The sequence below is a fragment of the Corynebacterium massiliense DSM 45435 genome, from assembly GCF_028609805.1.
GTDB classification, from domain to species: domain Bacteria; phylum Actinomycetota; class Actinomycetes; order Mycobacteriales; family Mycobacteriaceae; genus Corynebacterium; species Corynebacterium massiliense.
In genome coordinates this window covers 492,214-516,832 of the sequence record NZ_CP063189.1, presented here as the reverse complement: position 1 = coordinate 516,832, position 24,619 = coordinate 492,214, and the positions used below count along the sequence as shown (strand labels likewise).

Below are 24,619 nucleotides of genomic sequence, written 5' to 3'. Positions count from 1 at the left end.
CGTGACCATGTCTGATCTTTCGCAGTTGCTTGACACGTGGCTGCGCCGCCTGCCCGCGCAGCTGCCGGCCGCGCACGAGCTGCGCCGCGCAATCCACGCGAACCCGCGGGTAAGCGGTGACGAGCAGGCAACGACCGATGCCGTCGCCCGGGCGATGAGGGTTGAGTTCGACCAGGTCGCAAATACCGGGGCGATCACGCGCTTAGGCCCTACAACCGGTCCGTCGGTCGCGCTGCGCGGGGAGCTCGACGCCCTGCCCGTGCGGGAGGAGACGGGGGTGGGGTGGGCATCGACAAGCGGGGCCATGCACGCGTGCGGGCACGACGTCCACCTGGCGGCGCTGACCGCGGTGGTGCGCGCCGCGGCGGACCTCGACCTCCCCTACGGCCTCGTGCCTTTCCTCCAGCCGCGGGAGGAAACCTACCCCTCCGGCGCGCAGGACATTAAGAACTCGGGCCGCTTCGCCGATCTGCAGGTCACCCACGCGATTGGCGCCCACGTGCACCCAGGCGTGCCGCTGGGCGCGGTGGCGGCAGGCGACGGGTTCGTCAACGCCGCGGCCGGGGAAATCACCATCGAGGTCACCGGCGCGGGCGGGCACGGTGCCTACCCGCACCAGGCCACGGACGTCGCCGTGTGTGTCGCCCAGATCGTCACCGGGCTGGCGGAGGTCGTCCGCCGCTCCAACGATCCGATGGAACCAGCGCTTATCAGCGTGGGCACGATCCAGGTGGGAAACGGCGCGGCGAACGTATTACCCCACAGCGGCCGAGTCTTCGCCACCATCCGCACCACCAGCACGGCGGCCACGGAACGCGTCGTCACCGCCGTGGACCGCTTTGCCCGCGGCACCGCCGAGGCCTTCGGTTGCCGGGGTGAGGTCACCCACGTTCCGGGCGAGCCCGCGCTCATTAACGATGCCGCCCTGTCCGCCCGTTTCGCAGACACCGCGCGCCGCGCCGGGCTGGGGTCCGCCCCGATCATGCGGTCGCTGGGAGCGGACGACTTTTCCTTCTACGGCGACATCGTGCCGACGCTGATGTGCTTCGTCGGTGTCGGCACTGGGGCTAAGAACGCGCCGTCACTACACGATGCGAAATTCCTGCCGCCGGAGGAGGCAGTGGAGATGACCGCCCGCGCACTCATCGCCGGCTACGTGGCGGCGGCAGAAGAAATCCGGGGCGACTAACGGGGCTCGATTACTTCCAGTCCGGCCTCGCGGCACGCCTCCCCGAGCCGCTACGCACCGCGCCGGGGCCGAGCACAATTGATGTGCGTAACCGAGTTCACAGGGCCACGTGGGCGGCGCTACACTGTCCGTGGCTTAGTCCCATACCACTTAAATTTTTATTCATTAAGGAGGGCGCATGGCAGGCTCCGACCTGTGCATTGACCTCAACGCTGACTTAGGTGAAACGACCGGCGGAAACCCGGTGGCTGATGACGCGGCGATGCTGGAGATGGTCTCCAGCGCGAACGTGGCCACCGGCTTCCACGCCGGCGACCCGTACTCGATTTCGAAGACGGTCAAGGCCGCTGCCGAGCGCGGCGTTGTCGTGGGCGCCCACGTGGGCTACAACGACATGGCCGGTTTCGGCCGTCGCTTCATTGACTACAACCCGGCCGAGCTGGCCAGCGAGGTCACGTACCAGATCGGCGCACTCGAGGCGCTGGCCCGCGCAGCGGGCACCCGCGTGCAGTACGTCAAGCCGCACGGCGCGCTGTACAACACCATTGCGCGCGACGAGAAGCAGGCGAAGGCCGTGGTCGACGGCGTGCGCGCCTTCGGCGACATCCCGCTGATGCTGCTGCCGGGTGGCGTGGCCGTCGACGTGGCCGAAAAGGCAGGGCTGACCGTCGTGCGCGAGGCCTTTTCCGACCGCAATTACAACCCGGACGGCACCCTCGTGCCGCGCAGCGAGGACAACGCGGTGATGCACGACGCCGACGAGGTGGTCAAGCGCGTCTACGACGTGGCCACCACCGGCTCCATCACGGCGGTAGACGGCACCACCTTGCAAGTCGACGCGCAGTCGGTGTGCACGCACGGCGATTCCCCCGGTGCGGTGGAGCTGCTGCGCGGTATGGTTCGCCGCCTCGCGGACGATGGCATCGAGATCCGGAGCTTCCTGTAATGCAGATTCACAAGGTAGGAACACGCTCTCTCCTCATTGACTTAGACGACCTCAACCAGGTCATGGCCTGGCACGCGGGGCTGACGGCGCAGCCGCTGCGCCACCAGGTGGACTGTATCGCGGCGGCGACGACGATCCTGCTGAGCTTCGATTCCCCGGATGGCGCGACCGACGCCGCCCGCGACTTGGAGGACTACCGGCCGTCGAAGTCGGCGCACCGCGATCCGCGCACGGTGGACATTGACGTCCAGTACAACGGCGAGGACTTGGACGAGGTGGCCGATTTCCTCGACATGTCCCGCGAGGCCGTGGTCGACTGGCACACCTCCACGCTGTGGACCGCTGCGTTCGGCGGCTTCGCCCCGGGCTTTACGTACTGCGCCCCGGAGGATCCGGCAGATAGCAAGGCGGTCCCGCGCCGCCAGGATCCGCGCACGGCAGTGCCCGCCGGCGCGGTGGGCATCGCAGGTGATTTCACCGCGGTCTACCCGCGCCGCTCCCCCGGCGGCTGGCAGCTCATCGGCACCACGAACACGCCGATGTGGGACTCGCACGCCGAGCCGCCCGCGCTGGTGCAGCCCGGCGACCGGGTGCGTTACCAGGCGGTGGACAAGCTGCCGGATATCTCGGATAACTCCGACCGCGTGAAGCAGTCGCCGCCGCGCCTGCCGCGCCTGGAGGTCGAGGACGCCGGCCTGCTCACCCTGTATCAGGATCTGGGCCGCCCCGGCTTCGGTGACTTGGGCGTGACCCCGTCCGGTGCCGCCGACCGCGGTGCTGCGGCCACGGCGAACATCGCGGTGGGCAACCAGCGCACCGCCACCGTGCTGGAAAACGTCGGTGGCATGGAGCTGCGCGCGCTCACGGACACCGTGGTGTGCGTGACCGGTGCGCGCACCCGCATCCTCTACAACGACTACCCGGTGCAGCTGGCCAAGCCGATCCTCATGACCGCGGGCAGCCACCTGGTCATCCAGCCGCCGGTACTCGGCTTCCGCAACTACATCGCGGTGCGCGGTGGCATCGTCGCGGAGTCGGAGCTCGGCTCGGCGGCCACGGACATCCTGTCCGGCCTCGGCCCGGATCCGGTCCGCACCGGCGACGTCATCGGCGTGCTGCCGTTTACGCACACCATGACCGATGCCCAGCTGTCCAACCCGCTGCGCATCCAGGGCAAGCCCGGAAAGACCGAGGGCGTGCTGCGCTGCATCCGCGGCCCGCGCGATGACTGGTTCGCCGAAGAAGAGCTCGCGCGCTTCGTGGACACGGAATGGACCGTGACCACGGAGTCCAACCGCGTCGGGCTGCGGCTGGCCAACGACGAGGTGACCTTGGAGCGCAACCGCGACGGCGAGCTGCCGTCGGAGGGCATGGTTGCCGGCTCGGTGCAGATTCCGCCGAACGGCAAGCCGGTCGTCTTCATGCGGGATCACGCCGTCACCGGTGGCTACCCGGTTATTGCAACTGTTGTGAAAGAAGATATTGATATCGCGGCGCAGCTCCCGCCGGGGGCGCGCGTTCGTTTTGAACTCGTAGGAGAAGAGTAATGGCCATTCAATCTGTTCTCATCGCCAATCGCGGTGAAATCGCCGTGCGCATCGCGCGCGCTGCCCGCGATCTGGGCATCCGCTCCATCGCCGTCTACTCCGAGGCGGACGCCGGTGCCCTGCACACCCGCGTCGCCGACGAGGCCTACGCCCTGCCGGGCAATTCCGCGGCGGATACCTACATGAACGTGCCCGCGCTTCTCGATGTCGCCGTGCGCGCCGGCGCCGATGCCGTCCACCCGGGCTACGGCTTTTTGTCGGAGAACTCCGAGTTCGCCCGCACCGTCACCAGCGCCGGCCTGACCTGGGTTGGCCCGTCCCCGGACGCCATCGACCTGCTGGGCGACAAGATCGCCGCCCGCCGCGTGGCCACCGAGGTCGGCGCCCCGCTGGCCCCGGGCACCTCGGATCCGATCGATGACTGGCAGCAGGCCCGCGAGTTCGCCGAGGAGCACGGCCTGCCCATCGCCATTAAGGCGGCCTACGGCGGCGGCGGACGCGGCCTCAAGGTGGTCGACGAGATGGAAGGTATTGAGGACGCCTTCAACTCCGCCGGCCGCGAGGCCATGGAGGCTTTCGGGCGCGCCGAGTGCTACGTGGAGAAGTTCCTCACCCACCCGCGCCACGTGGAGGCGCAGGTGCTGGCCGATACCCACGGCAACGTCGCCGTGCTGGGCACCCGCGACTGCTCCACGCAGCGCCGCTTCCAAAAACTCATCGAGGAGGCCCCGGCCCCGGGGCTCACCGACGAGCAGCTCAACGGCATCCACGAGGGCGCCCGCGACATCTGCCGCAAGGTGGGCTACACCGGCGCCGGCACCGTGGAGTACATCGTCTCCGAGGACGGGACCATCTCCTTCCTCGAGGTCAACACCCGTGTCCAGGTCGAGCACCCGGTCACCGAGGTGGTTACCGGCGTGGACATCATCGCCGAGCAGTTCCGCATCGCGGCCGGCGAGAAGATCTCGTTCGTCACCGAGGATCACCCGGATCCGGAGATCCAGGGCCACGCGTTCGAGTTCCGCATCAACGCCGAGGACATCTTGAACGGCTTCGCGCCCTGCCCCGGCACCGTGGTCTCCTTCGAGCCGCCGACGGGGCCGGGCCTGCGCATCGATGCCGGCGTGCGCTCCGGTTCCATCATCCCGCCGTACTACGACTCGTTGATGGCCAAGCTCGTCGTGTGGGGCCCGACCCGCGAGGTGGCCATCCGCCGCGCGCAGCAGGCCCTCGCGGAGTTCGAGATTTCCGGCGTGCGCACCGTGCTGCCGTTCCACCGCGACATGATCCACAACGAGGCGCTCATCGGCGAAGAGCTGGGCGTTTACACCGACTGGGTGGATCACAACTACCGCCCGGCCGCGGCGAACAAGACCGAGAAGGTCGACGCCATCTACACCCAGCGCCGCAACGTCGCCGTGGAGATTGACGGCAAGATCATCAACGTCGGCCTGCCGGTCGAGTTCTTCAACGCGCCGACCAACGCCTCGGGCGCCGCGTCCACCGCCCCGTCCTCCGCCGGCCCGCAGGCCGCCGACGACAACGCGGTGACCTCCTCGTTCGAGGGCAACCTGGTGGAATGGAAGGTCTCCGACGGCGACGAGGTCTCCGAGGGCGATGCCATCGCCACCATCGAGGCCATGAAGATGGAGTCTTCCATCAAGGCGCCGAAGTCCGGCACCATCTCCCTTCAGGCCAAGGCGGGCGACCGCCTGACCCCGGAGACGGTGATCGCCACCATCGACTAGAAAGTTCTGGCTGGGACTTTCCGAGCGTGTCTATCGTGGAGTGCGATAGACACGCTTTTTACTTTTTAGGAGAGTTCCCACCATGAAGATTGCAGTTGTAGGTGCCAGCGGCAACGTCGGCACGGCGGTACTGCGCGCGCTGCACCGCGATGCGGAGGTCACCGAACTGGTCGGCATTTCCCGCCGCGTGCCGCCGCAGGTTGAGCCGTATACGGACGTGGAGTGGCACAGCATCGACGTCACCGCCGAGAACGCACCGGAGCGTCTCGCCGACGCGTTCGCGGGTGCCGATGCCGTCATCCACCTCGCCTGGCTCATCTACCCCAACCACGACCGCGAGCTCATCCGCCGCATCAACGTCGCCGGCACCGAGGCGGTTCTCGATGCCGTAGAGCGTGCCGATGTCCGCCGCGTTGTCGTCGCCTCCTCCGTCGGGGCGTACTCCGTGGATGCTGCGCGCCAGGAGGTCTCCGGCCCCGAGGACACCCCGCCGCTGCGCGCGGAGGACTTCCCGGCCCGCGGCGTCGAGGGCTCGCACTACAGCGAGGACAAGGGCAAGGTCGAAGAGCTGCTCGAGCAGTTCACCGCCGCCCACCCGGACATCTCCGTCGCCTGGCTGCGCCCGGGGCTCATCTTCCAGGACGACGCCGCCTCGGAGGTGCAGCGCTTCTTCCTCGGCGCAGCAATGCCCGTCGAGCTGCTGGACAAGGGATCGCTGCCGGTCCTGCCGCTGCCGAAGAAAATGGTCACCCAGGGTGTGCACGCCGACGACGTCGCGCAGGCCTACCTTCTAGCCGCCAAGAACCCGGCGGCAACCGGCCCGTTCAACATCTGCGCCGACGACATCCTCCACCCGCAGGACTTCGCGGACATCTTGAGCAACGGGCGCTTCATCGAGGTGCCGCCGCAGGTCGCCCGCGCGGGCATGGCCAGCGCCCACAAGTCGGGTGTGCTGCCCGCCGATCCGGGCTGGCTCGACATGGGGCTCGGCGTGCCGCTGATGGACAATGCCCGCGCCAAAAGCGAGTTGGGCTGGCAGCCGGCGACCTCCGCGAAGGACGCGCTGGCCTCGTTTACCCGCGCGATGATCGAGGGCGCCGGCCACCCCTCCCCCAGCCTGTGGGCACTGGACGATTCCGAACGCTTCGTGCCGGCACTGGGCCTGCCGATGGACGATGCCGTGGCCGCCCCCACCTCCGGCCCGCGCACGGAGGCGGGCTCAGACGACAACATCGAGCGCGAGCTCGTTTCGACCTACCTGGCCAACCACCTGGCCGCCCAGCGCGGCACGGTCGAGCGCGCCGACCAGATGACGCTGAACTACCAGGACACCCCGGTATTCAAGGAGATCGGCGAGGTCGCCCAGGCGGAGCGCACCGACCGCGCGTTCCTCGAGCGGGTGATAAAGCAGCTGGGGCTGGAGACCAAGCCGACTCAAAGCGCCGCCGCGTGGGCCGGGGAGAAGCTCGGGCGCTTCAAGCCCAACGGCCGGGCGGTCTCCTCTTCCCCGCTGGCTCTCCTCGTGGAATCGGAGGCGCTGTACGCCGCCGCAGCCGCCAAGCACTCGCTGTGGCGCACGCTGTTCTTGCAGGCCGATAACCTGGGGCTCAACGCCGATGCCTGCCACGCACTGGCGAAGAGCGCGCAAAAGCAGCTGGAGGCCACCGAGGCCATCCACGCCTACGCCGCGCAGACGGCATTCGCTGACTAGGGCCAGGGTTACACCTACAGGTTATTTGTGCGCTGAATCACTGCGGGCGCCGGTTTTTCGGCGTACAAATGGCCGTATGACTGAATTCCACCTTGAGAACCCGAACAACGGCCAATCCGAAGAAGCTTTCTCCCGCATCGACAATGACGGCATCCAGGATGTCCTGACCCGCACCACCAAGGCATTCGCTAGCTGGCGCGAGACGGACATCGACACGCGCGCTGCCGTGCTGGAAAAGACTGCCGATATCTACGAGCAGAAAACCGACGAGCTCGCCGACCACATCGGCCGCGAGATGGGCAAGCCCACCGACCAGGCCAAGGCGGAACTGCAGATCGTCGTCGACATCTACCGCTACTACGCGCAGCACGCCCACGAACTGCTTGCGGACCAGGAGCTCTACTCGGACGACGCGCAGCGCACCTTCGTGGCCAAGGAGCCGCTCGGCCCGCTCGTGGGCGTCATGCCGTGGAACTTCCCCTACTACCAGGTCGCCCGCTTCGCGGCGCCCAACCTCCTGCTGGGCAACACCATCGTGCTCAAGCACGCGTCCATCTGCCCGCTGTCGTCACAAGCCTGCCAGGACATCTTCGCCGAGGCCGGCCTGCCTGACGATGTCTTCATCAACGTCTACGCCTCCGGCAAGCAAGTGGCAGAGTTCCTGGAGGACAAGCGCATCAAGGGCGTCTCGCTGACCGGTTCCGAGGTCGCGGGTGCCTCCGTGGCGGAGACCGCCGGCAAGCACCTGAAGAAGTCCCTGCTGGAGCTCGGCGGCAACGACCCGTTCATCGTCCTCGATGACAGCAACCTCGAGTGGGTGCTCGACCAGTACGTGGCCATCCGCATGACCAACACCGGCCAGGTGTGCAACGCGCCGAAGCGCCTCATCGTCATGGAAGACATCTACGACCGCGTGCTCGATTACCTCACCGAGAAGATCGGCAACCTCAAGCCGGGCGCCTACAACGAGCCGGACGCGGACTTCGGCCCGCTCTCCTCCGTCGGTGCTCGCGACGAGGTCGTCGAGACCATCACCGCGGCGGAGCAGAATGGCGACGCCCGCATCGTCGTCGGTGGTGACAAGCTGGACCGCGAGGGCGCGTACATGAACGCCGCGCTGCTCACCGACGTCAACCGTGACGCCGACATCGCCAAGGGCGAGGTCTTCGGCCCGGTTGCCCTGCTGTTCAAGGTCAAGGACGTCGAGGAGGCCGTCGAGCTGGCCAATGACGTCGACTACGGCCTGGGCGGCTCCGTCTGGGGCTCCGACGTGGAGACCGCCGAGAAGGTCGCTCGCCGCCTCGAGTGCGGCATGTCGCTGGTCAACGAGGCCTCCACCATTAAGCCGGATCTGCCTTTCGGCGGCATCGGCCGCTCTGGCTACGGCCGAGAGCTCAACGAGTGGGGCGTGGAGGAGTTCGTGAACCAGAAGCTCTACCGCTTCTCCACGCAGGACTACAAGCTCAGCCAGGAGAAGTAGCCCGCACCCGCGCGGTCTACGGCACCTGCACGTCCGTGTCGCGCATATCCGTCACCAGCATCTTGCCCGGTGAGTGGGTAATCGCGAACGACGGGCGGGAGGCCATGACCGCCGCCTGCGGGGTGACCCCGCAAGCCCAGAACATCGGGGTCCATCCCTCCGGGATATCAATGGCGTCGCCGTAATCGGGGGAATTGATATCGGCAATGCCGATGCCCGCTGGGTCGCCCACGTGCACGGGCGCCCCGTGCACGGACGGGTAACGAGACGTAATCCGCACCGCGTCCGCCACACGATTAGCCGGCTGCGGGCGCATTGAGACCACCAGCGGTCCCGCGAAGGCGCCCGCCGGGGTGGTCTGCACATTGGTGACAAACATCGGCACGTTCTTGCCCTGGTCAATGTGGGCGAGGTGCAGCCCGGCATCGTCAAGCGCGTTTTCAAACGTGAACGAGCAGCCGATGAGGAACGTCACGAGGTCATCGCGCCACACGTCGGTGGCGTCATCCACCTCGTCGACGAGCTCGCCGTCGCGGAAGACCCGATAGGCGGGAATGTCGGTGCGGATGTCACCGCCGGGCAGCAGGCTGGAGTTCACCTCGCCCTCCTCCAGCACGCCGACAACCGGGCACGGCTTCGGGTTACGCTGCGCAAACAGCAAGAAGTCGAAGGCGTATTCACGCGGCAGGGCGATCATGTTCGCCTGCAGATAGCCGTGGGCGAGGCCGGAAGTGGTAACGAGCCCGCCCTTGCGGGCGAGCTCGCGTGCCTGGTGCGGAGTGGTCATTATGACTGGAACAGATCGATCAGCGCGGTAATCGCGTTGATGCCGATGTAAGTGCTGACCAGGAAGGCGATGACGCCCAGCACGCCCAGCCACGCCGGGTACTTGTAGCCCTGCAGCAGGTCGCGGCGCAGGTAGATGACCCACAGGATGATGATGAAGCCGATGGGCAAAATGAGGCCGTTGAACGCGCCGGCGAAGATGAGCAGCTGCTGCGGCGGCGAGTCCAGGATGATGAACGCGAGGGTGCAGACCGTGACGAATGCGACGGTCATGAGGTTGGTCGTCCGCTTGGACACGTTCTGGGTGGTCACGAAGGTCACCGAGGTGTAAGCGGAGCCGATCACCGACGACAGGCCGGCGGCGAAGAGCACGAGTCCGAAGGCGCGCAGACCGATCTCGCCGGCGGCGTGGTAGAAGACGTCCGCGGCGGTGTTGTCCTCAGACAGCGCGACGCCGGTGGCCACGACGCCGAGGACGGCGAGGAAGAGCAGGATGCGCATCAGGCCGGTGACGATGATGCCGGAGATCGAGGTGTAGGCGATGCGCCCGACGTTCTCGCGGCCGGTGATGCCCGAGTCGATGAGGCGGTGGGCACCGGCGAAGGTGATGTAGCCGCCGACGGAACCGCCAATAAGAGTGGTGATGACGAAGAAGTCCATCTTCTCCGGGGCGACGGTGTTCTTCAGCGCCTCCCCCACCGGCGGGTTGGAGACGATGGCCACGTACAGCATGAGCAGGATCATGATGGCGCCCAGCGCGCCGACCAGGCGGTCCAGGGCCATGCCGGCGCGCTTGGACAGGAAGACGAACACGGCGATGGCGCCGGCAATGATGCCGCCGATCTTCGGATCAATACCCAGCATTGCGTTGAGGCCCAGGCCGGTGCCGGCGATGTTGCCGACGTTGAACACCAAGCCGCCCACGAACACGAAGGCCGCCATGACCCAGCCGAGGCCCGGCAGGACGGTGTTGCCCAGCTCGTTGGCGCGCATGCCGGTCACGCCGAGCACGCGCCAGACGTTGAGCTGGATGGCGATGTCAACGAGGATGGAGATGAGAATCGCGAAGGCGAACGACGCGCCAAGCTGAACGGTAAAGACGCTGGTCTGCGTCAAAAATCCCGGGCCAATGGCCGAGGTCGCCATGAGGAACATGGCGCCGATCATCGGGCCAATGCCTACCTTGGCGGGCGAGGGAGAATCATTACCCACCGGCTGCGCAGCCGGGGTCTGTGCGGTCTCAGAGGTCACTAATTTTTACCCTTCGTGATGTGGATCGCATGTATCGCGGAACATCATAAAGGGGGTGCAGACCTCGTGCAAAGGCGGACCGGCACGCGGGTGCACCATTAGTGCAACTTTCGCGCTCCCTGCCCAGGTAAGCCAAGGTAGAAGGTCGGTTCCGGGAACCCGCGGCGCGCGGCCGCGGCGGCAATATCGGCGGCCACACGGTCCACTTTTTCGGCCTCCACCAGCGCGATAACCGCCCCGCCGAAACCGCCACCGGTCATACGCGCACCGAGTTCCCCCGCGGCGCTAAACGCGCAGTCTAGCTCCGGGGTGGTCACCTCGTAATCGTCGCGCAGCGAGACGTGGCTGTCCCGCATCAGGGAGCGGAACGTGTCGATGTCGCCGGCGCGCAGGGCCTTTTCCGCCGCGAAGGTGCGGTCGGTCTCCCGGGCGACGTGCCGCACGCGTCGCGCCACCAGCTCCGGATCCTCCCCGGCAGACTCTGCCCACCGGCGGACCTCCTCCTGCGAACGAATTCCTTTCGCTCCCAGGTCCCCCATCACCCGGTCGATGAGGCCGCGGCGCGACGCGTACTGCCCGTCGCTCAGGGTGTGCGGGGCGTTAGTGTCCGCGATGACCAGGGCCATGCCCACTTCTTCTAGATCGAAGGGAACGCGGTGCTTGTCCCCGGTGGCGAAGTCCAAAAACAGTGCCTCGCCCGCACGGCAGAAAATACTCGCGTTCTGATCCAGCCCGCCGGTGGCGGCTCCTACCACCTCGTTTTCGGCGCGGATCGCCGCCGCCACGATGCGCTCGCGGTCGGCATCGCACGGCTCGCGCCCCTCCACCAGGTCGAAGGCCGCCAGCCCCACCGAGCACTCGAGAGCCGCCGACGAGGACAGCCCCGACCCCAGCGGCACGTCGGAGACAATGGCGAAGTCGAACCCGGTCCCGGTGCTCTCCGGGAACAGGGCCCACACGGTGCCCGCGATGTAGCCGAGCCAGTCTGCGGGGTGGCCCGGGTGGACATCGGCAAGCGCCACCTCGCCGCGCACCATGCCGGCGGCGGAAACGGCACGCACGCGGCCATCGTCACGCGGGGCGGCAGCCACCGCCGTGCTGTGCGGGAGCGCGAACGGGATGGACGCGCCCGCCGCGTAGTCGACGTGCTCGCCGATGAGGTTCACGCGCCCCGGCGCGGCATAGACGCCCGCGCACTCGTAACCGTATTCGCTGCTAAACAGCTCCGCTGCGGCGCGGCCTAGCTCTTGGTCGCCGCGGGAGGTCACCCACTGGTTCATTGCGGCCACACCTCCCGGAAGCGTTCGGCAATCTTCTCCGGCGTGGTGTCACTAATCCACACCGCCTGCGCGGACTCCGAGCCGGCGAGATACTTCAGGCGGTTCGGCGAGCGCATGAGCGAAAACAGCTGCAGGTGCATCCGCACCGCCTCCCGCTCGGGGCCCGCGACGGGCGCCTGCGTCCACCCGGCGATATACGGGGTCTTCTCCACGCCCGGGAAGAAGCCGTCGATGGCGGTGTAAAGCTGTTTGAGCAACGGGGCGAGCTCGTCTTTTTCTGCGTCGGTGAGCTCGGTAAAGTCCGCGACCTGGCGCTTGGGCATGACCATCGCCTCGACCGGCCACTTCGCGGCGGCGGGCACGTAAACCAGGAAGTTGGCGGTCTCTTTCAGTACGCGGTCGCCGTTCGACTCGCGCTCGACAATCTCGGCGAACAACCCCGGGTTGTCCTTCACCTTCTCCACGATGCGCGAGAGCCGGGGCGACAAGAAAGGATAGGAATAGATCTGGCCGTGCGGGTGCTGCAGGGTCACGCCGATTTCTTCCCCGCGGTTTTCAAACGGGAAGACCTGGCGCACCCCGTCGATTGCGGACAGCGCGGCGGTGCGGTCCGCCCACGCCTCGATGACGGTGCGGATGCGGCGCGGGCTGAGCTCCTTGAAGCTCGATCCCGGATCGGAGGTAAAACACACCACCTCGCAACGCGCGGCGGCCGGCCTGCGCTCTACCCCATCCACCTCGTAGGCGAAGTCGCCCGGCACGTCCATGTGCGTGGAAAACGACGGGAAGCGGTTTTCAAAGACCACGACGTCGTAGCTGGGCGACGGGATTTCCGTGGGCAGCTGTCCCGGCTGGCTCGGCGCGAGCGGGTTTTCGTTGGCCGGCGGCATGAACGTGCGGTTCATACGGTGGGCGGCAAAGGCCACCCACTCGCCCGTGAGCGGGTCGCGCCGCATTTCGGAAGCGGCGGTCACCTGCGGCAGCTCGCGGGGATCGTCTAGGACGCGCTCCCCGGGCGCGGGATCCGAGTCGTCGAAGTAGATGATTTCGCGGCCATCGGCAAGCGTGGCACTCGTCACGGACACAGACATTTACTCCTCGCTTTCCTGTCCTTCCGCAGCGGGGACGACGGGGCGCAGCTTCGCCCACGCCCAAAACGCTGCGGCGGCCACCAGCATGGCCACTCCAGCCCACAGGTTATCCATCGGGTCTTTCGCCTGCCCGGTATCCGGGTTGATGCCCGGATCGAGCGCGAAGGAGCAGGCCACCAAGACGATGCCGTACAAACCGATGAGCGCGGCGATGACGTTGCGGAGATCGAATGCGGAATTCATGAAATGCTCCTTTTAGGCGAAGATCACGTTGAGAGCGACGACGCAGATGAGGCCAATGATGCCCAGCGGGACGGTGCGCTGGTACCACGGCAGGGACTTTTCGGTGAAGTCTGCGAAGTGGTCCTTCGGGGTCACCGAGGAGACGAAGCCGACCAGCTCGTGGTCCGGTTTGGGCGTGGTGAACAAGGTGACGGCGACCGAGACGATGACGTCCACGGCGAAAGCAATGCCCGCCGCGACGAACGCGGTGCCCTGGCCCGGCAGGTTGAACAGGGCGGCCTCCGCGCCGCTGAAGTTGGCGACGGCCCAGTACGCGATGGCCGAGACCGTGCCGGAGACCAGGCCGGCCCAGCCGGCGTGCGGGGTCATGCGCTTCCAGAACATGCCCAGGATGAAGGTGGCAAACAGCGGGGCGTTGAAAAAGCCGAACAGCGTCTGCAGGTAATCCATGACGTTGCCGAAGTTCCGTGCGAGCAGCGCGGTGAACACGGCGATGCAGGTCGCCACCACCGTCATCCAGCGACCGAAGCGCAGGTAGTAGCTGTCCTCGCGGTCTTTGACCACGTAGGTTTCCCAGATGTCGTAGGACATCACGGTGTTGAATGCGGAGATATTGGCCGCCATGCCCGCCATGAACGACGCGAGCAGGCCGGCGATGGCGACGCCCAGAAGACCGTTGGGCAACAGGTCGCGCATGAGGTACAAGATGGCCTCGTTCGGCGCGGCGGAGCCATCGGCAATGTCACCGACGATGACCGAGGCGACCATGCCCGGCAGCACGACGAGGAACGGGATGAACATCTTCGGGAACGCGCCGAGGATGGGCGTCTTCCGCGCGGCGGAAATCGAGTCGGAGGCCATCGCGCGCTGGACCTCGACGAAGTTGGTGGTCCAGTAGCCGAACGACAGCACGAAACCGAGACCCAATACGATGCCGATGACGGACCAGATGGGGTTTCCGAACCCGGAGATGTCCGTGCCCGGCCAGGTGTGCAACATGCTTTGCGATGCCACCGACTCCTTCAGCCCCTGCCAGCCACCGACGCGGTTGACGCCGATGACGGTGAGCGGCGCGAGTGCCGCGATGATGACGAAGAACTGCAGCACCTCGTTGTAGATCGCCGCCGACAGCCCGCCCAGGGTGATGTAGGACAAGACGATGATTCCGGCCACGACGAGCGCGACCCACATCGGCCAACCCAAAAGGGCCTCCACAATGGTGGCGAGCAAGAACAGGTTCACGCCGGCGATAAGCAGCTGCGCGAGCGCGAAAGAAATGGCGTTGACCAAATGTGCGCCGTTGCCGAAGCGCCGGCGCATGAACTCCGGTACGGAGCGGACCTTCGAGCCGTAGTAGAAGGGCATCATCACGATGCCTAAGAAGATCATGGCGGGCACGGCGCCGATCCAGAAGTAGTGCATGGTCTGGAAGCCGTATTCGACGCCGTTGGCGGACATGCCGATGATTTCCACCGCGCCCAAGTTGGCGGAGACGAACGCCAGGGCGGTCACCCAGGCCGGCAGGCCGCGCCCCGACAGGAAGAAGTCAATGGAATTCGACACCTTGGACTTCGCCATCCAGCCGATGCCCAAGACGAAAAGGAAATAGATCAACACCAACAGGTAGTCGACCCACGTTGCGTCCAAGCGCAGCGCTGATTCAGCAGTTGCCATCTGCTTGCCTTTCTAGTTTTCTACGTTCCCGTGCCCGAAAAAGCCTGTATCCGCGGCAGTACCTGTATCCGCAGCGGAAAGTCGCACCCAGTCCGTCGCGGGCAAGGTTCGCACACCGGTGCCGGTGGCGAACGCGTTGGGCGGGGCGCTCATGGGCTCGACCGCGATCGCTCTCCCACGCCCCGGGTAATCGTGCGGGGTGTATACCTGCGCCCACCGCACGTCCCCGGAGCATTCCAGGCGGGTGCGGAGACCGTGGGCATCGGCAAGCTCGGCTCGCACCCCGGTCGGGGCGGAGAAACAGTGATCTAACTCGAGGCCTGCCACGGCCGCGTCCTTAAACTGCGCTGGGCGCTCCACCCCCGTCGGGAGGTTGCGGGCACCATCGAGCTCGACGTCGGTGGTCGTGTTGAGCGTGAGCCGGCACGTATCGGTGGGCGCTCCGCCGGCGGTGAGGTAGGTGTGCCAGCCGAAGGCGTAGGGCACTTCGGGGTGCGGGGACTCGGCGTGGAAGGTGGCGGTCAGCCCGTCTCGCCCCAGCGCGTAGCGGGCGACCAGCCGCACAAACCAGGGATACCCGGCCTGCGGGGCGATGTTCACCGCCAGGGTGACCGAACCGACCGAGTGGGACACGCACTCCCAGACGCGGTCAGCGACGAACCCGTGGATGGCGTTGTTGCGCTCCGGCTCGGTAATGGGAAGCTGATGCCGCTCGCCGCGCCAGGTATAGGTGCCGTCGGCGATGCGGTTCGGCCACGGAGCGAGTACCACGCCGGCGGCTAGCGGCGGGAAACCGTCGTAGGTCTCCACGAGCGGGGCACCGCGAAAGGTCAGCGACTTTACCCCGCCGCCGAACGCCGCGATCTGCGCGGCGTAGCCGTCTGCCCGGATGGTGTACACGGGCGTGAGGTTATTCAACTTAGCGTCAACCTTCTGTAACCATAGGTTCACTTTTTGCTCCACACCTTATGCCCAGGCACGCAGCTCGGCATAATCTTTGTGAGATATATTGCCCGGTTACTACCCCCGAATCCGCCGCCAGAGGATGCGCGCGGCCGAGTGCGGGGTGGCCACAACCTCCCGCGCCCAGTGCCCCAGCCGGACGCGCCACGGCGTCGGGGTCGTATGGACCGTGACCGGAATCCCCAGATGCCAGGCCCACAGCCGGGTCCGCAGGGCGTGGAATTCGTTGGTGACCACGTCTAGACGGTCCGCGCCGGCGAGAGCCCACGCGTTCTCCAGGTTCTCGTTCGTGCTGGTGGCGGCGTCTTCTTCCACGATGCGGCTGGGGTCTATTCCCAATTCCACCAAGGTGCGGGCCATCGCAGCGGACTCGCCGGCGCCACTGACGATGACCGGCCCCGGCACCTCCCGGGCCAGCTCGGCAGCCCGAAAAAGCCGGGACCGCAACACGGCCTCCGGCTGCCCGTTGGTAACCCGGGCTCCCAACACGACGATGCACGACACGAGCCGAGATCCTACCGCCCACCGTGGCATCATAGGGCGCATGGAAGGCACCCTCGTTGTAGTCGGTTCAATCAACGCGGACTTGGTCACGCACGTCGAACGCCACCCCCAGCCCGGCGAGACCCTCCTCGGGCGCGGCGATGACATCAAGGCCGGGGGCAAAGGAGCGAACCAGGCGGTGGCCGCGGCCCTGCAGGGCGCGCACGTGGAGTTCGTCGGGGCGGTCGGTGCCGATCACTACCGCAAGCCCGCGGTGCGGAACCTGCACTCGTCCGGGGTGGATATGACCGCCGTAACCGAAATCGATGACGAGCTCACCGGCCTAGCGGTCATCACCGTCGACGAAAAGGGCGAAAACACCATCATCGTCGTGCCGGGCGCGAACGCGCGCGTGGATGACCAGTACGTCTCTGGCCACCGCGAGCGCATCGCCGCGGCGGACATCGTGCTGCTCCAGGGTGAGATTCCCCCGAGCGGGTTCCGGGAGGCGGTGGCTGCGGCTCAGGGAAGGGTCATCATCAACTTGGCGCCGGTGGTGGACGTGGATCGCGAGAGCCTCTTGCGCGCCGATCCGCTCATTGCCAACGAGCACGAGGCCGGGCTCATCTTGGATCAGCTGGGAACACCGGCCGACGACGATGACCCACACGCCCTGGCCGCCGCGCTTATCGATGCCGGCTTTTCCTCCGCCGTCATCACCCTCGGCGCGGCCGGCGCGCTGGTCGCAGACCCGGAGCTGACCGATATCCCCACCCCGCAGGTCGAGGCGGTCGACACCGTGGGCGCGGGTGATGCGTTCGCCGGGGCACTGTGCGCGAAGTTGCTCGCCGAGCCGGGCATCGCGCTTGCCGATGCCGCGCGCCACGCCGCCCGCGTCGGAGCTTTCTCCGTCACCCGGTCCGGCGCCCAGGATTCGTACCCGGGCGCAGGCGACCTACTCCCCGAGTAGCTTGTCGCGCAGGCGCGCGTCCTTTTCTTCCACCGCGGCGGCCATGTCCTTTTGGTACGCCTCCATCTTGTCGGCGACCTCGGCATCGCCAGATGCGAGAATGCGCGCGGCGAGCAGACCAGCGTTTTTCGCCCCATCGATGGAGACGGTCGCAACCGGCACGCCGGCGGGCATCTGCACGATGGACAACAGCGAGTCGAGGCCGTCCAGGTTCTTCAGCGCCCGCGGGATGCCGATGACCGGCAGCGGCGTAGCGGCCGCGACCATTCCCGGCAAGTGCGCCGCACCCCCAGCGCAGGCGACGAGCACCTCGAGCCCCCGCGAGCGGGCGTTTTTCGCGTAGTCGAGCATCTTCTCCGGCGTGCGGTGCGCGGAGACCACGCCTACCTCGAAGGGAATGCCAAACTTCGTAAGTACGTCGGCCGCCGGCTCCACGGTCGGCCAATCGGAATCAGAACCCATGATGAGTCCTACGCGCGGGTTAGCCATGTAAGAAATGCTCCTTGTCTCAAAAAGGTGTCGTTACTCAGCGTAGCCGTCAGCCCACACCGCATCGCGCAGAAAACCGGCGGCCAGGCGCGCATCGCGGCGAGTGGCGTCCGCGTCGTTGCCGGTGAGGTTTACGTGCCCGATCTTGCGGCCCGGGCGGTGGGTTTTGCCGTACAGGTGCATCTTCGCGTTGGGGAAACGGCGGGCGACGTGCACCATGCGGTCTTGCATTTCCATGTCCGGATCCGTCTCGGCGCCCAGCACGTTCGCCATGACGGTCACGGGCACGGTCCGGGTCGTATCTCCTAGCGGCCAGTCCAGGACTGCGCGCACGTGTTGCTCGAACTGGCTGGTCACCGCCCCATCCTGGGTCCAGTGTCCGGTGTTGTGGGGGCGCATGGCGAGCTCATTGACAAAGATGTCGCCCGCCTTGTCCTCGAAGAGCTCGACCGCCAGCACGCCGGTGACCTCGAGCTTCTCCGCTACCGAGCACCCCAGGGCCTCCACCTCGCGGGCGGTCTCCGCATCCAGCCCCGGCGCCGGTGCAATGGCCTCGGAGCAGATGCCGTCCGCCTGCACCGACTGGGTGATGTCCCACGCGCGGGTCTCCCCCGACGGGGTACGCGCGACCAGTGCCGAAAGCTCCCGGGCGAAGTCGATCTTCTCCTCGGCCAAAAGCGGCGAATCGATTTCTTCTACCAAGCGGCACAGCTCCTCACGGCTTTGCGGGAACCACACGCCCTTGCCGTCGTAGCCACCGCGGCGGGTCTTCAGGCACACCTGGCCGCCGGTCTCGTCCCAGAAGGCTTCCGCATCCTCCAGCTTGTCGATGCCCACGAAACGCGGCACCGGCGCCCCCAACTCGGAGAGACGCTCGCGCTGGACGAGCTTGTCCTGCGCGTTGATCAGCGCGGCGGGGCGGGGGTTGACGTTGTAGCCGGCATCGATAAGCGCCAGCAGGTGCTCATTGGGCACGTGCTCGTGGTCGAACGTGACCGCGTCCGCGCCCTTCACGGCAGCGAGAAGATCGTCGTAGTCGTGGTAGTCGCCGACCACCACGTCCGCGCACACCTGGGCGGCCGAGGAGTTCTTGCTACCAGCCAGAAGACGAACCGACTGGCCGAGCTCAATCGCGGCCGTCTGGGTCATTCGTGCCAGCTGCCCGTCGCCGATAATCGCCACGACGGGAAGCCCGGGGGCATGTACTTCGATGTTTCCTTCGTCCTCAATCACAGACGACGAGTTTAGTCCATGCAGCTAGCGCCCCTCCCCTCCTGCACCTCCCGAATCTTCCGCTTCGACCCACCTCAGCACCCGGCCTCAGCACATCAGCTCTTTATCGCCTCTCGGATATCGCGTTTCCGCAGCTTACGGTACGTGTCCGGGGTGTACTATACGCTTAAACCGAAACGAACATACAAGCGATTACCTCTTAAAAATCCGACGCCAACCCGCATACACGTATTGATATCCGAACGATTGGACGAACCCCGTGAACAACTACTACCGCCATCTCACGCCGGGCGATCCCCTGTGTGAAGCCGCGCGCGATTTGCGCCGCGACGAATACTGGCTTTGGCAGAAATACCGGCCCCCTTTAGATGCCGATATTGAACTTGCTGCCCACGACCTCGGGAGTCGCACCGGCGAATCACCCCGCCGGATCATCAACATCACGTGCGCGCTCCACCGTCTCGACGAATTACCGCGCCTGAAGGCTTCCCAGGAAGAGCACTTCCACCTCAACTTCCCGCGGCTTATCGCCATCGACGATGTCTTAAGCAAACTCGGCCACCCAGAAGACGATGTTCTCGAACGCCTAGATGCGGCCATTACCGCGTACCTCACGCCGAAATCCCCGGGCGCAGCGCTTCCTTCCCAAGCCAACCTCCGGCGCAAGTTGCACACGCTCATCATGACCGAAGACGACACCATCCTGCGCAAACCGCGGAAAACCGAGGACGACCCAGACACCCCGGCGGAGCCTGCCGGCGAAAGCGCCTATTCCGTCTCTCGCAGCTCTGGTGCCTCTACCGCTCTTATCGCAGAATTCCCCGATGAGATCGCCGCTTCACTCGATGCGGTCATCACCCAGACCGCCCGGGAGCGCAACATCTCCGCCGCCGCAGCCCTGGCAGGGCTCATTACGCGGAAGTTCGACCCCTCCCCCGACGTCACCTTGCACGTCTACCGCGCCTGCGACGTGGACAGTGCCCCGGTGTACGTGCGCGGTTTCGGGTGGATTGACCCTCTCATTGGCGACGTACTCACCGCTTCGCCCTCCCGCGTGGTCGACCACACAAGCGGAGCGAAAGCGAAGACCACGAACTACGTCACCCCGAACCGCATGCGCGCCTACACGGAAGGAAGAGACGGCACCTGCCGCTTCCCGCAGTGCACAGTACCGGCAATGCGCTGCCAGAAAGACCACGCCGTCGACCACCACAGCGGCGGCCCCACCGCGCCGTACAACCTGGTCAACCTGTGCCAGCACCACCACAACATCAAGACCGACGGCCGCGCGACCTACGTCATCGACCCCGCGACAGACGACCTCATCTGGCTATTCGACAACGGAACGTGGCACCGCACCCATGCCACCGGACCGATGTCCCAGCGCTCCAAGCGGTGGCTGCAAACCACCGCACAGAGAATCCACGCCCGCCGAACCCGAGCACACGAGGGAGCAACGACCTAAGCCCCGGAAGACCTAGCTTTTACCCCCAGATTGGATCGCGATATTCCTGCACCGCGTCATCGATAATCCGCTCGAGCTTCCGGTTCTTCGGCAGTTCCGGAAAGTACATCGCTCGGTCGTAACCCCGGATGGCGAGGGAGATGCCGCCCCGGCGACGGCGCACGCCCGCGATGTCCCCTAGGGGCACGGACGCAGTCCGCTTGCCCTCGCGTGCGATGACGCGTTGGTTCGTGACGATGAACCGCTTCCGTCGCGCCCGCACGAGGGGCAGGAGAAAACGCCACGCAGCCAGCACGCCCCAAAGGACGACGAGGCCGTTGTGCACCAGCGGGTTAAAGATATTCACGTCCGCCCACCCGATGGCGATCCACGCAACACCCGTAATAAGAATGAGCTCGAGCAGCGGGAATACCAACGAGCGGTACGGCGCGCTGACGTCCGCGCGCGTATATTCCCCGTGGCCGAGCTTCTCCATGGGCGCTTAGTCTACAACCCGCAGGTGAGTGACATCCCCGGCGGAGTAGCTCACCCCGTCAATAGTGATCTGCCCCGTCTCCGTCACCCCGTCGACCGTGCCGTGAATGTCGCCGCCGGGAGCCTCGAGGCGCACGCGCTTGCCGATGCTCGAGCACACCTCCCGGTAGTCCACCATCAACTGCGGATCGTTGTGTTCCCACTGGTCGATCCGGCGGCGTAGGTTCCGCAGCACCCCAATGATGAGCTCGGTGCGGTCGGTGTCTCGCCCCTCCAGTGCCAAAGACGTCGCCGCCGCAATGGGCAGCTGCTCTTTGGACAAGGTGACGTTAATCCCCATGCCGATAACCACGCGGGAGCCCGCCTCACACAGGATGCCGACTAGCTTCTTTCCGTTGAGGTGCACGTCGTTAGGCCACTTGAGCACGGCGCCGGGGATGGTGTCGGTGACGGCGAGCCCGGCTGCGAGCGGAAGCACGCCGAGGCGGTCCACGCTTTCCGGTTGCAGGGCTACCGACAGAATCGCCTGGGCCCCCTTCGGCGAGGACCACGCGCGACCGAGTCGGCCTTTGCCGGCCACCTGTTCATCGGCAAGCAGGACGGTGCCGGAGGCGACATCGTCACGCTCCAGCAGATCGGTGTTGGTGGAGCCGGTTTGCTCGACGTAGTCGACGGCGGTGAAGTAGCCGGCATCGACAAGCGCGGAGCGAATGCGGGAGAGATCGAGTGTCATAGAGATCACCTTAGCGGCCGGCGGGTGGTGTTACATTGCAATACGTGGACGCGCGCGAACGACTCGACTACCTCCTTGATTCCGATTCCTTCGAGGAAATCGGTGCCCAGGCGATCCATCGAGCCACCGCGTTTGGCATGGGAGAAAAACGGGTACCCGGCGACGGCCTCATTGCCGGCTGGGGCACCATCGACGGCCGCGAGGTGTGCGTGTTCGCCCAGGACGAGAAGGTCTTCGGCGGCGCCCTCGGCGAGGTGCACGGCGACAAGATGTGCGCGGTCATGGAGATGGCCGTGCACATGGGGCGCCCACTGATTGGCCTGTACGCCGGCGCCGGTGCGCGGATCCAGGAAGGTGCCGATTCCCTAGACGCCATTGCCCGCACCCTGCGCTGGAATACGCAGGCCTCAGGCGTCGTTCCGCAGATCTCGGCCATCATGGGCCCGTGCGCGGGCGGCAACGCGTATTCCCCGGCGCTGTCGGACTTCGTCGTCATGGTCGACGGCCAGGGGAAAATGTTCGTTACCGGCCCCGGCGTTCTGCGCGATGTCACGGGCGAAGACACCACCCAGGAAGAGCTGGGCGGCGCGCACCTGCACCTAACCACCGCGGGGTCGTGCCATTACGTGGCCCCGTCGGAGAGGGAGGCACTGGACTGGATCCGGGACCTGCTCGACTACCTGCCGAACAACTGCCACGCGCTGCCCCAGCTGCACTCGGCGGAACCCGCCTGCGGGGACTTGGCGGTGCCCACCTCCCCCGAGGTTCCCTACGACATCCACGAGGTCATCGCCGCGCTTGTCGATGCCCAGGATTTCCTCGAGATCCAGGCCGGACGCGCGGACAACATGGTGTGCGGATTCGGGCGCATCAGCGGCCAGCCGGTCGGCATCGTGGCCAATCAGCCACTCGTGCTCGCCGGCGCCATCGATGCCGCCGCCGCGGAAAAGGCCGCGCGGTTTACCCGCACCTGCGACGCGTTTTCCATTCCTCTGCTCTACCTGGTGGATGTGCCGGGATTTTTGCCTGGAACGGACGAAGAACACGGCGGGCTCGTGCGCCGCGGGGCGAAGTTGCTGTACGCCTACGCGGAAGCCAGCGTTCCCAAAATCACCGTGGTGCTGCGCAAAGCCTATGGCGGCGCCTACTGCGTCATGGGATCGCAAGGATTGGGCGCGGACGTGAACCTCGCCTGGCCCACCGCGGAGATCGCCGTCTTGGGCGTGGACAGCGCGGTGCGTTTCATTTTCCGCCGCGAGCTGGAGGACGCCTCCCCCGCGGAGGTCACGCGGCTCCGCGACGAGTACTCGACGATCCTTTCCCCGCAGGCCGCGGCAGAAAACGGACTTATCGATGCCGTCATCGAACCCCACACCACCCGCCGCACTATCGAACGCTATCTGCGATTGTTACGCGACAAGAAAGTCGCCCGGCCCGTGCGGAAACACGGGAATATTCCGCTGTAAACTACGGCACCATGGATGCGAAACCGGACCTGAAAACCACCGCTGGCAGGATCGCCGATCTGCACAACCGGACCGCGGAAGCCCCGGACAGCGCGGCGCGCCACCGCGTGGAGAGCTTGCTGGATGAGGGAAGCTTCGTCGAGATCGACGCACTCGCGCGGCACCGCTCGACCGACTTCGGCCGTGAGCACGACCGCCCGGTCACCGACGGCGTGGTCACCGGTTACGGCACGGTGGCTGGCCGCAAGGTCTGCGTATTCAGCCAGGACATCACCGTCTTCGACGGCACCCTCGGCGAGGTCTTCGGCGAGAAGCTGACCAAGGTCTACGACCTGGCCATTAAGACGGGCACGCCGATTGTGGGCATGTACGAGTCGGCGGGTCCGCGTGTGCAAGAGGGCATCGTCACGCTGGCGATGTACGCCCAGGTCATGGCACGCATCACCGAGGCGTCCGGCCTCATCCCCCAGGTTTCGGTCATCTTCGGCGAGACCCGCGATATGGCGCAGTTCCCGCCGGCCATGGCAGACATCGTCATCGGCGGCGCGGGCGCACACCTGCCTGCGGAGTCCGATGACGACGCGGTGGCGGCGACCCGCTCCGTGCTGGGCTACCTCCCGCAGAACAACCGGGCGGAAGTACCGCGAACGAACGCCGAGATTTCGCACGGCTCCATCGCTGACCGCATCACCGACTCCGACCGCGAGCTCAACGACATCGTCCCGGACGACGCCCACTACGACATGCGCGAGGTCGTGGAAAAGACCGTGGACGCGGACTCCTTCCTGGAGCTGACCGCGGCGGACTCGCCGAACATGCTCACCGGCTTCGCGCGCATCGAAGGACGGTGCGTCGGGCTGGTGGCTAACCAGCCGCTGAGCTCCAACGGGGAAATCGATGACGCGGGCGCGGAAAAGGCCGCGCGGTTTATCCGGGTGTGCGACGCGTTCAACATCCCGATCATCGAATTCGTCGACTCCGCCGGCGTGACGGCCAGCGCCCGCCGCGCCTCCAAGCTCGCCTTCGCGTTCGCCGAGGCGACCGTGGGCAAGGTGACGGTCATTACCCGCCGCGCCGTCGGCCCCGCCTACGTCTTCATGGGCGCGAAGGACCTGGGCGCGGATCTCGCCTACGCCTGGCCCACCGCCACCATCGCGGTCGCGGACAACCCGGCGGCGGAGATCTACGGCGACGACGCCACCGCAGAGCAGGAGGAGGAGCTTGCACACCAGTTCCTGCACCCCTACGCGGCGGCGGAACGCGGACTTATCGATGCCGTCATTGAGCCCGCCGCCACCCGCGGCTACCTCATCGAGAGCCTGCGACTGGTCGAGCGGAAGATCCACACCCCGCAGCCGAAGAAGCACGGCAACATCGCGCTGTAAGCCGCGAGAAGA

At 66.3% G+C, this 24,619-nt stretch carries 22 protein-coding genes; 10 read left to right on the top strand and 12 right to left on the bottom strand.

The features are described 5' to 3' along the window. Window positions 1–7: 7 nt before the first annotated feature. The 6 genes from CMASS_RS02525 (at window position 8) to CMASS_RS02500 (ending at window position 8,621) form a co-directional block, all read left to right on the top strand. Entirely contained in the window at window positions 8–1,189 is a 1,182-nt protein-coding gene (locus CMASS_RS02525) for a M20 metallopeptidase family protein (RefSeq protein ID WP_022862611.1), read from the top strand. A gap of 178 nt (window positions 1,190–1,367) precedes the next feature. After that, entirely contained in the window at window positions 1,368–2,135 is a 768-nt protein-coding gene (locus tag CMASS_RS02520; RefSeq protein ID WP_022862612.1) for a LamB/YcsF family protein, read from the top strand. After that, complete coding sequence (locus tag CMASS_RS02515) at window positions 2,135–3,682, top strand: 5-oxoprolinase subunit B/C family protein (protein ID WP_022862613.1); 1,548 nt, start codon at window positions 2,135–2,137, stop codon at window positions 3,680–3,682. The genes CMASS_RS02520 and CMASS_RS02515 overlap by 1 nt, the downstream gene beginning before the upstream one ends. Beyond that, window positions 3,682–5,430, top strand: a complete 1,749-nt coding sequence (locus CMASS_RS02510) for an acetyl/propionyl/methylcrotonyl-CoA carboxylase subunit alpha (RefSeq protein WP_022862614.1) — start codon at window positions 3,682–3,684, stop codon at window positions 5,428–5,430. The genes CMASS_RS02515 and CMASS_RS02510 overlap by 1 nt, the downstream gene beginning before the upstream one ends. Before the next feature lie 82 nt (window positions 5,431–5,512). Then, window positions 5,513–7,141 (top strand): NAD-dependent epimerase/dehydratase family protein, encoded by a 1,629-nt coding sequence (locus CMASS_RS02505; RefSeq protein ID WP_022862615.1) that lies wholly within the window; start codon window positions 5,513–5,515, stop codon window positions 7,139–7,141. Between the two features lie 76 nt (window positions 7,142–7,217). Then, window positions 7,218–8,621, top strand: a complete 1,404-nt coding sequence (locus CMASS_RS02500; protein WP_022862616.1) for an NAD-dependent succinate-semialdehyde dehydrogenase — start codon at window positions 7,218–7,220, stop codon at window positions 8,619–8,621. A 16-nt stretch (window positions 8,622–8,637) separates the two neighbouring features. Here the strand turns inward: CMASS_RS02500 and CMASS_RS02495 are convergent, their stop codons facing one another. The 8 genes from CMASS_RS02495 to CMASS_RS02460 all read right to left on the bottom strand — a co-directional run bounded on the left by CMASS_RS02495 (window position 8,638) and on the right by CMASS_RS02460 (window position 16,413). Beyond that, window positions 8,638–9,408, bottom strand: coding sequence for a putative hydro-lyase (locus CMASS_RS02495; RefSeq protein ID WP_022862617.1), 771 nt, complete (start codon window positions 9,406–9,408; stop codon window positions 8,638–8,640). After that, window positions 9,408–10,574 carry an NRAMP family divalent metal transporter gene (locus tag CMASS_RS02490; protein WP_022862618.1) on the bottom strand — a complete coding sequence of 389 codons (1,167 nt, stop codon included), beginning with the start codon at window positions 10,572–10,574 and terminating at the stop codon, window positions 9,408–9,410. Before CMASS_RS02490 ends, CMASS_RS02495 begins: the two co-directional genes overlap by 1 nt. Window positions 10,575–10,756: 182 nt before the next feature. Continuing rightward, window positions 10,757–11,938: a galactokinase gene (gene galK / locus CMASS_RS02485; protein ID WP_027018575.1), complete on the bottom strand. Its 1,182-nt coding sequence runs from the start codon at window positions 11,936–11,938 to the stop codon at window positions 10,757–10,759. Continuing rightward, window positions 11,935–13,023 (bottom strand): galactose-1-phosphate uridylyltransferase, encoded by a 1,089-nt coding sequence (galT, locus tag CMASS_RS02480; protein WP_027018576.1) that lies wholly within the window; start codon window positions 13,021–13,023, stop codon window positions 11,935–11,937. The genes galK and galT overlap by 4 nt, the downstream gene beginning before the upstream one ends. Before the next feature lie 6 nt (window positions 13,024–13,029). Then, a complete protein-coding gene (locus CMASS_RS02475; protein WP_022862619.1) occupies window positions 13,030–13,272 on the bottom strand; it encodes a hypothetical protein in 243 nt (80 codons plus the stop codon). Window positions 13,273–13,284: 12 nt separating this feature from the next. After that, entirely contained in the window at window positions 13,285–14,946 is a 1,662-nt protein-coding gene (locus tag CMASS_RS02470) for a sodium:solute symporter family protein (RefSeq protein WP_022862620.1), read from the bottom strand. Between the two features lie 12 nt (window positions 14,947–14,958). Then, entirely contained in the window at window positions 14,959–15,846 is an 888-nt protein-coding gene (locus CMASS_RS02465; RefSeq protein ID WP_027018577.1) for an aldose epimerase family protein, read from the bottom strand. A gap of 120 nt (window positions 15,847–15,966) precedes the next feature. Then, window positions 15,967–16,413, bottom strand: a complete 447-nt coding sequence (locus CMASS_RS02460) for a YdcF family protein (protein WP_022862622.1) — start codon at window positions 16,411–16,413, stop codon at window positions 15,967–15,969. A 40-nt stretch (window positions 16,414–16,453) separates the two neighbouring features. Here CMASS_RS02460 and CMASS_RS02455 point away from each other — a divergent pair, with 40 nt between their 5' ends. After that, complete coding sequence (locus tag CMASS_RS02455) at window positions 16,454–17,362, top strand: ribokinase (protein ID WP_022862623.1); 909 nt, start codon at window positions 16,454–16,456, stop codon at window positions 17,360–17,362. On the opposite strand, the gene purE is transcribed toward CMASS_RS02455, so the two are convergent. Further along, window positions 17,348–17,851 carry a 5-(carboxyamino)imidazole ribonucleotide mutase gene (gene purE / locus CMASS_RS02450; RefSeq protein ID WP_022862624.1) on the bottom strand — a complete coding sequence of 168 codons (504 nt, stop codon included), beginning with the start codon at window positions 17,849–17,851 and terminating at the stop codon, window positions 17,348–17,350. The two genes, CMASS_RS02455 and purE, sit on opposite strands and share 15 nt — an antisense overlap. A 33-nt stretch (window positions 17,852–17,884) precedes the next feature. Further along, the gene (locus CMASS_RS02445; RefSeq protein WP_022862625.1) at window positions 17,885–19,084 is read right to left on the bottom strand and encodes a 5-(carboxyamino)imidazole ribonucleotide synthase; all 1,200 of its coding nucleotides are present in this window, start codon (window positions 19,082–19,084) and stop codon (window positions 17,885–17,887) included. 259 nt (window positions 19,085–19,343) lie between these two features. Here CMASS_RS02445 and CMASS_RS02440 point away from each other — a divergent pair, with 259 nt between their 5' ends. Next, window positions 19,344–20,549, top strand: a complete 1,206-nt coding sequence (locus CMASS_RS02440) for an HNH endonuclease signature motif containing protein (protein ID WP_022862626.1) — start codon at window positions 19,344–19,346, stop codon at window positions 20,547–20,549. Between the two features lie 19 nt (window positions 20,550–20,568). On the opposite strand, the gene CMASS_RS02435 is transcribed toward CMASS_RS02440, so the two are convergent. Both CMASS_RS02435 and CMASS_RS02430 read right to left on the bottom strand, forming a co-directional pair. Further along, window positions 20,569–21,024 (bottom strand): YdbT family protein, encoded by a 456-nt coding sequence (locus CMASS_RS02435; protein ID WP_022862627.1) that lies wholly within the window; start codon window positions 21,022–21,024, stop codon window positions 20,569–20,571. Between the two features lie 6 nt (window positions 21,025–21,030). Beyond that, on the bottom strand, window positions 21,031–21,756 hold the full coding sequence (locus CMASS_RS02430) for a biotin--[acetyl-CoA-carboxylase] ligase (protein WP_022862628.1): 726 nt from the start codon (window positions 21,754–21,756) through the stop codon (window positions 21,031–21,033). Between the two features lie 44 nt (window positions 21,757–21,800). Between CMASS_RS02430 and CMASS_RS02425 the strand changes: the two genes are divergently transcribed. Further along, window positions 21,801–23,222: an acyl-CoA carboxylase subunit beta gene (locus CMASS_RS02425; RefSeq protein WP_022862629.1), complete on the top strand. Its 1,422-nt coding sequence runs from the start codon at window positions 21,801–21,803 to the stop codon at window positions 23,220–23,222. 11 nt (window positions 23,223–23,233) lie between these two features. Next, on the top strand, window positions 23,234–24,607 hold the full coding sequence (locus tag CMASS_RS02420) for an acyl-CoA carboxylase subunit beta (protein WP_022862630.1): 1,374 nt from the start codon (window positions 23,234–23,236) through the stop codon (window positions 24,605–24,607). Window positions 24,608–24,619 lie beyond the last annotated feature (12 nt).

Coding starts and splice junctions, on each gene's coding strand:
- CMASS_RS02475 (WP_022862619.1), bottom strand. CDS start 13,272: ATGAATTCCGCATTCGATCTCCGCAACGTCATCGCCGCGCTCATCGGT.
- CMASS_RS02420 (WP_022862630.1), top strand. CDS start 23,234: ATGGATGCGAAACCGGACCTGAAAACCACCGCTGGCAGGATCGCCGAT.
- CMASS_RS02490 (WP_022862618.1), bottom strand. CDS start 10,574: ATGATCGGCGCCATGTTCCTCATGGCGACCTCGGCCATTGGCCCGGGA.
- CMASS_RS02495 (WP_022862617.1), bottom strand. CDS start 9,408: ATGACCACTCCGCACCAGGCACGCGAGCTCGCCCGCAAGGGCGGGCTC.
- CMASS_RS02470 (WP_022862620.1), bottom strand. CDS start 14,946: ATGGCAACTGCTGAATCAGCGCTGCGCTTGGACGCAACGTGGGTCGAC.
- CMASS_RS02500 (WP_022862616.1), top strand. CDS start 7,218: ATGACTGAATTCCACCTTGAGAACCCGAACAACGGCCAATCCGAAGAA.
- CMASS_RS02435 (WP_022862627.1), bottom strand. CDS start 21,024: ATGGAGAAGCTCGGCCACGGGGAATATACGCGCGCGGACGTCAGCGCG.
- CMASS_RS02505 (WP_022862615.1), top strand. CDS start 5,513: ATGAAGATTGCAGTTGTAGGTGCCAGCGGCAACGTCGGCACGGCGGTA.
- CMASS_RS02520 (WP_022862612.1), top strand. CDS start 1,368: ATGGCAGGCTCCGACCTGTGCATTGACCTCAACGCTGACTTAGGTGAA.
- CMASS_RS02510 (WP_022862614.1), top strand. CDS start 3,682: ATGGCCATTCAATCTGTTCTCATCGCCAATCGCGGTGAAATCGCCGTG.
- CMASS_RS02455 (WP_022862623.1), top strand. CDS start 16,454: ATGGAAGGCACCCTCGTTGTAGTCGGTTCAATCAACGCGGACTTGGTC.
- CMASS_RS02525 (WP_022862611.1), top strand. CDS start 8: ATGTCTGATCTTTCGCAGTTGCTTGACACGTGGCTGCGCCGCCTGCCC.
- CMASS_RS02430 (WP_022862628.1), bottom strand. CDS start 21,756: ATGACACTCGATCTCTCCCGCATTCGCTCCGCGCTTGTCGATGCCGGC.
- CMASS_RS02515 (WP_022862613.1), top strand. CDS start 2,135: ATGCAGATTCACAAGGTAGGAACACGCTCTCTCCTCATTGACTTAGAC.
- galK (WP_027018575.1), bottom strand. CDS start 11,938: ATGAACCAGTGGGTGACCTCCCGCGGCGACCAAGAGCTAGGCCGCGCC.
- purE (WP_022862624.1), bottom strand. CDS start 17,851: ATGGCTAACCCGCGCGTAGGACTCATCATGGGTTCTGATTCCGATTGG.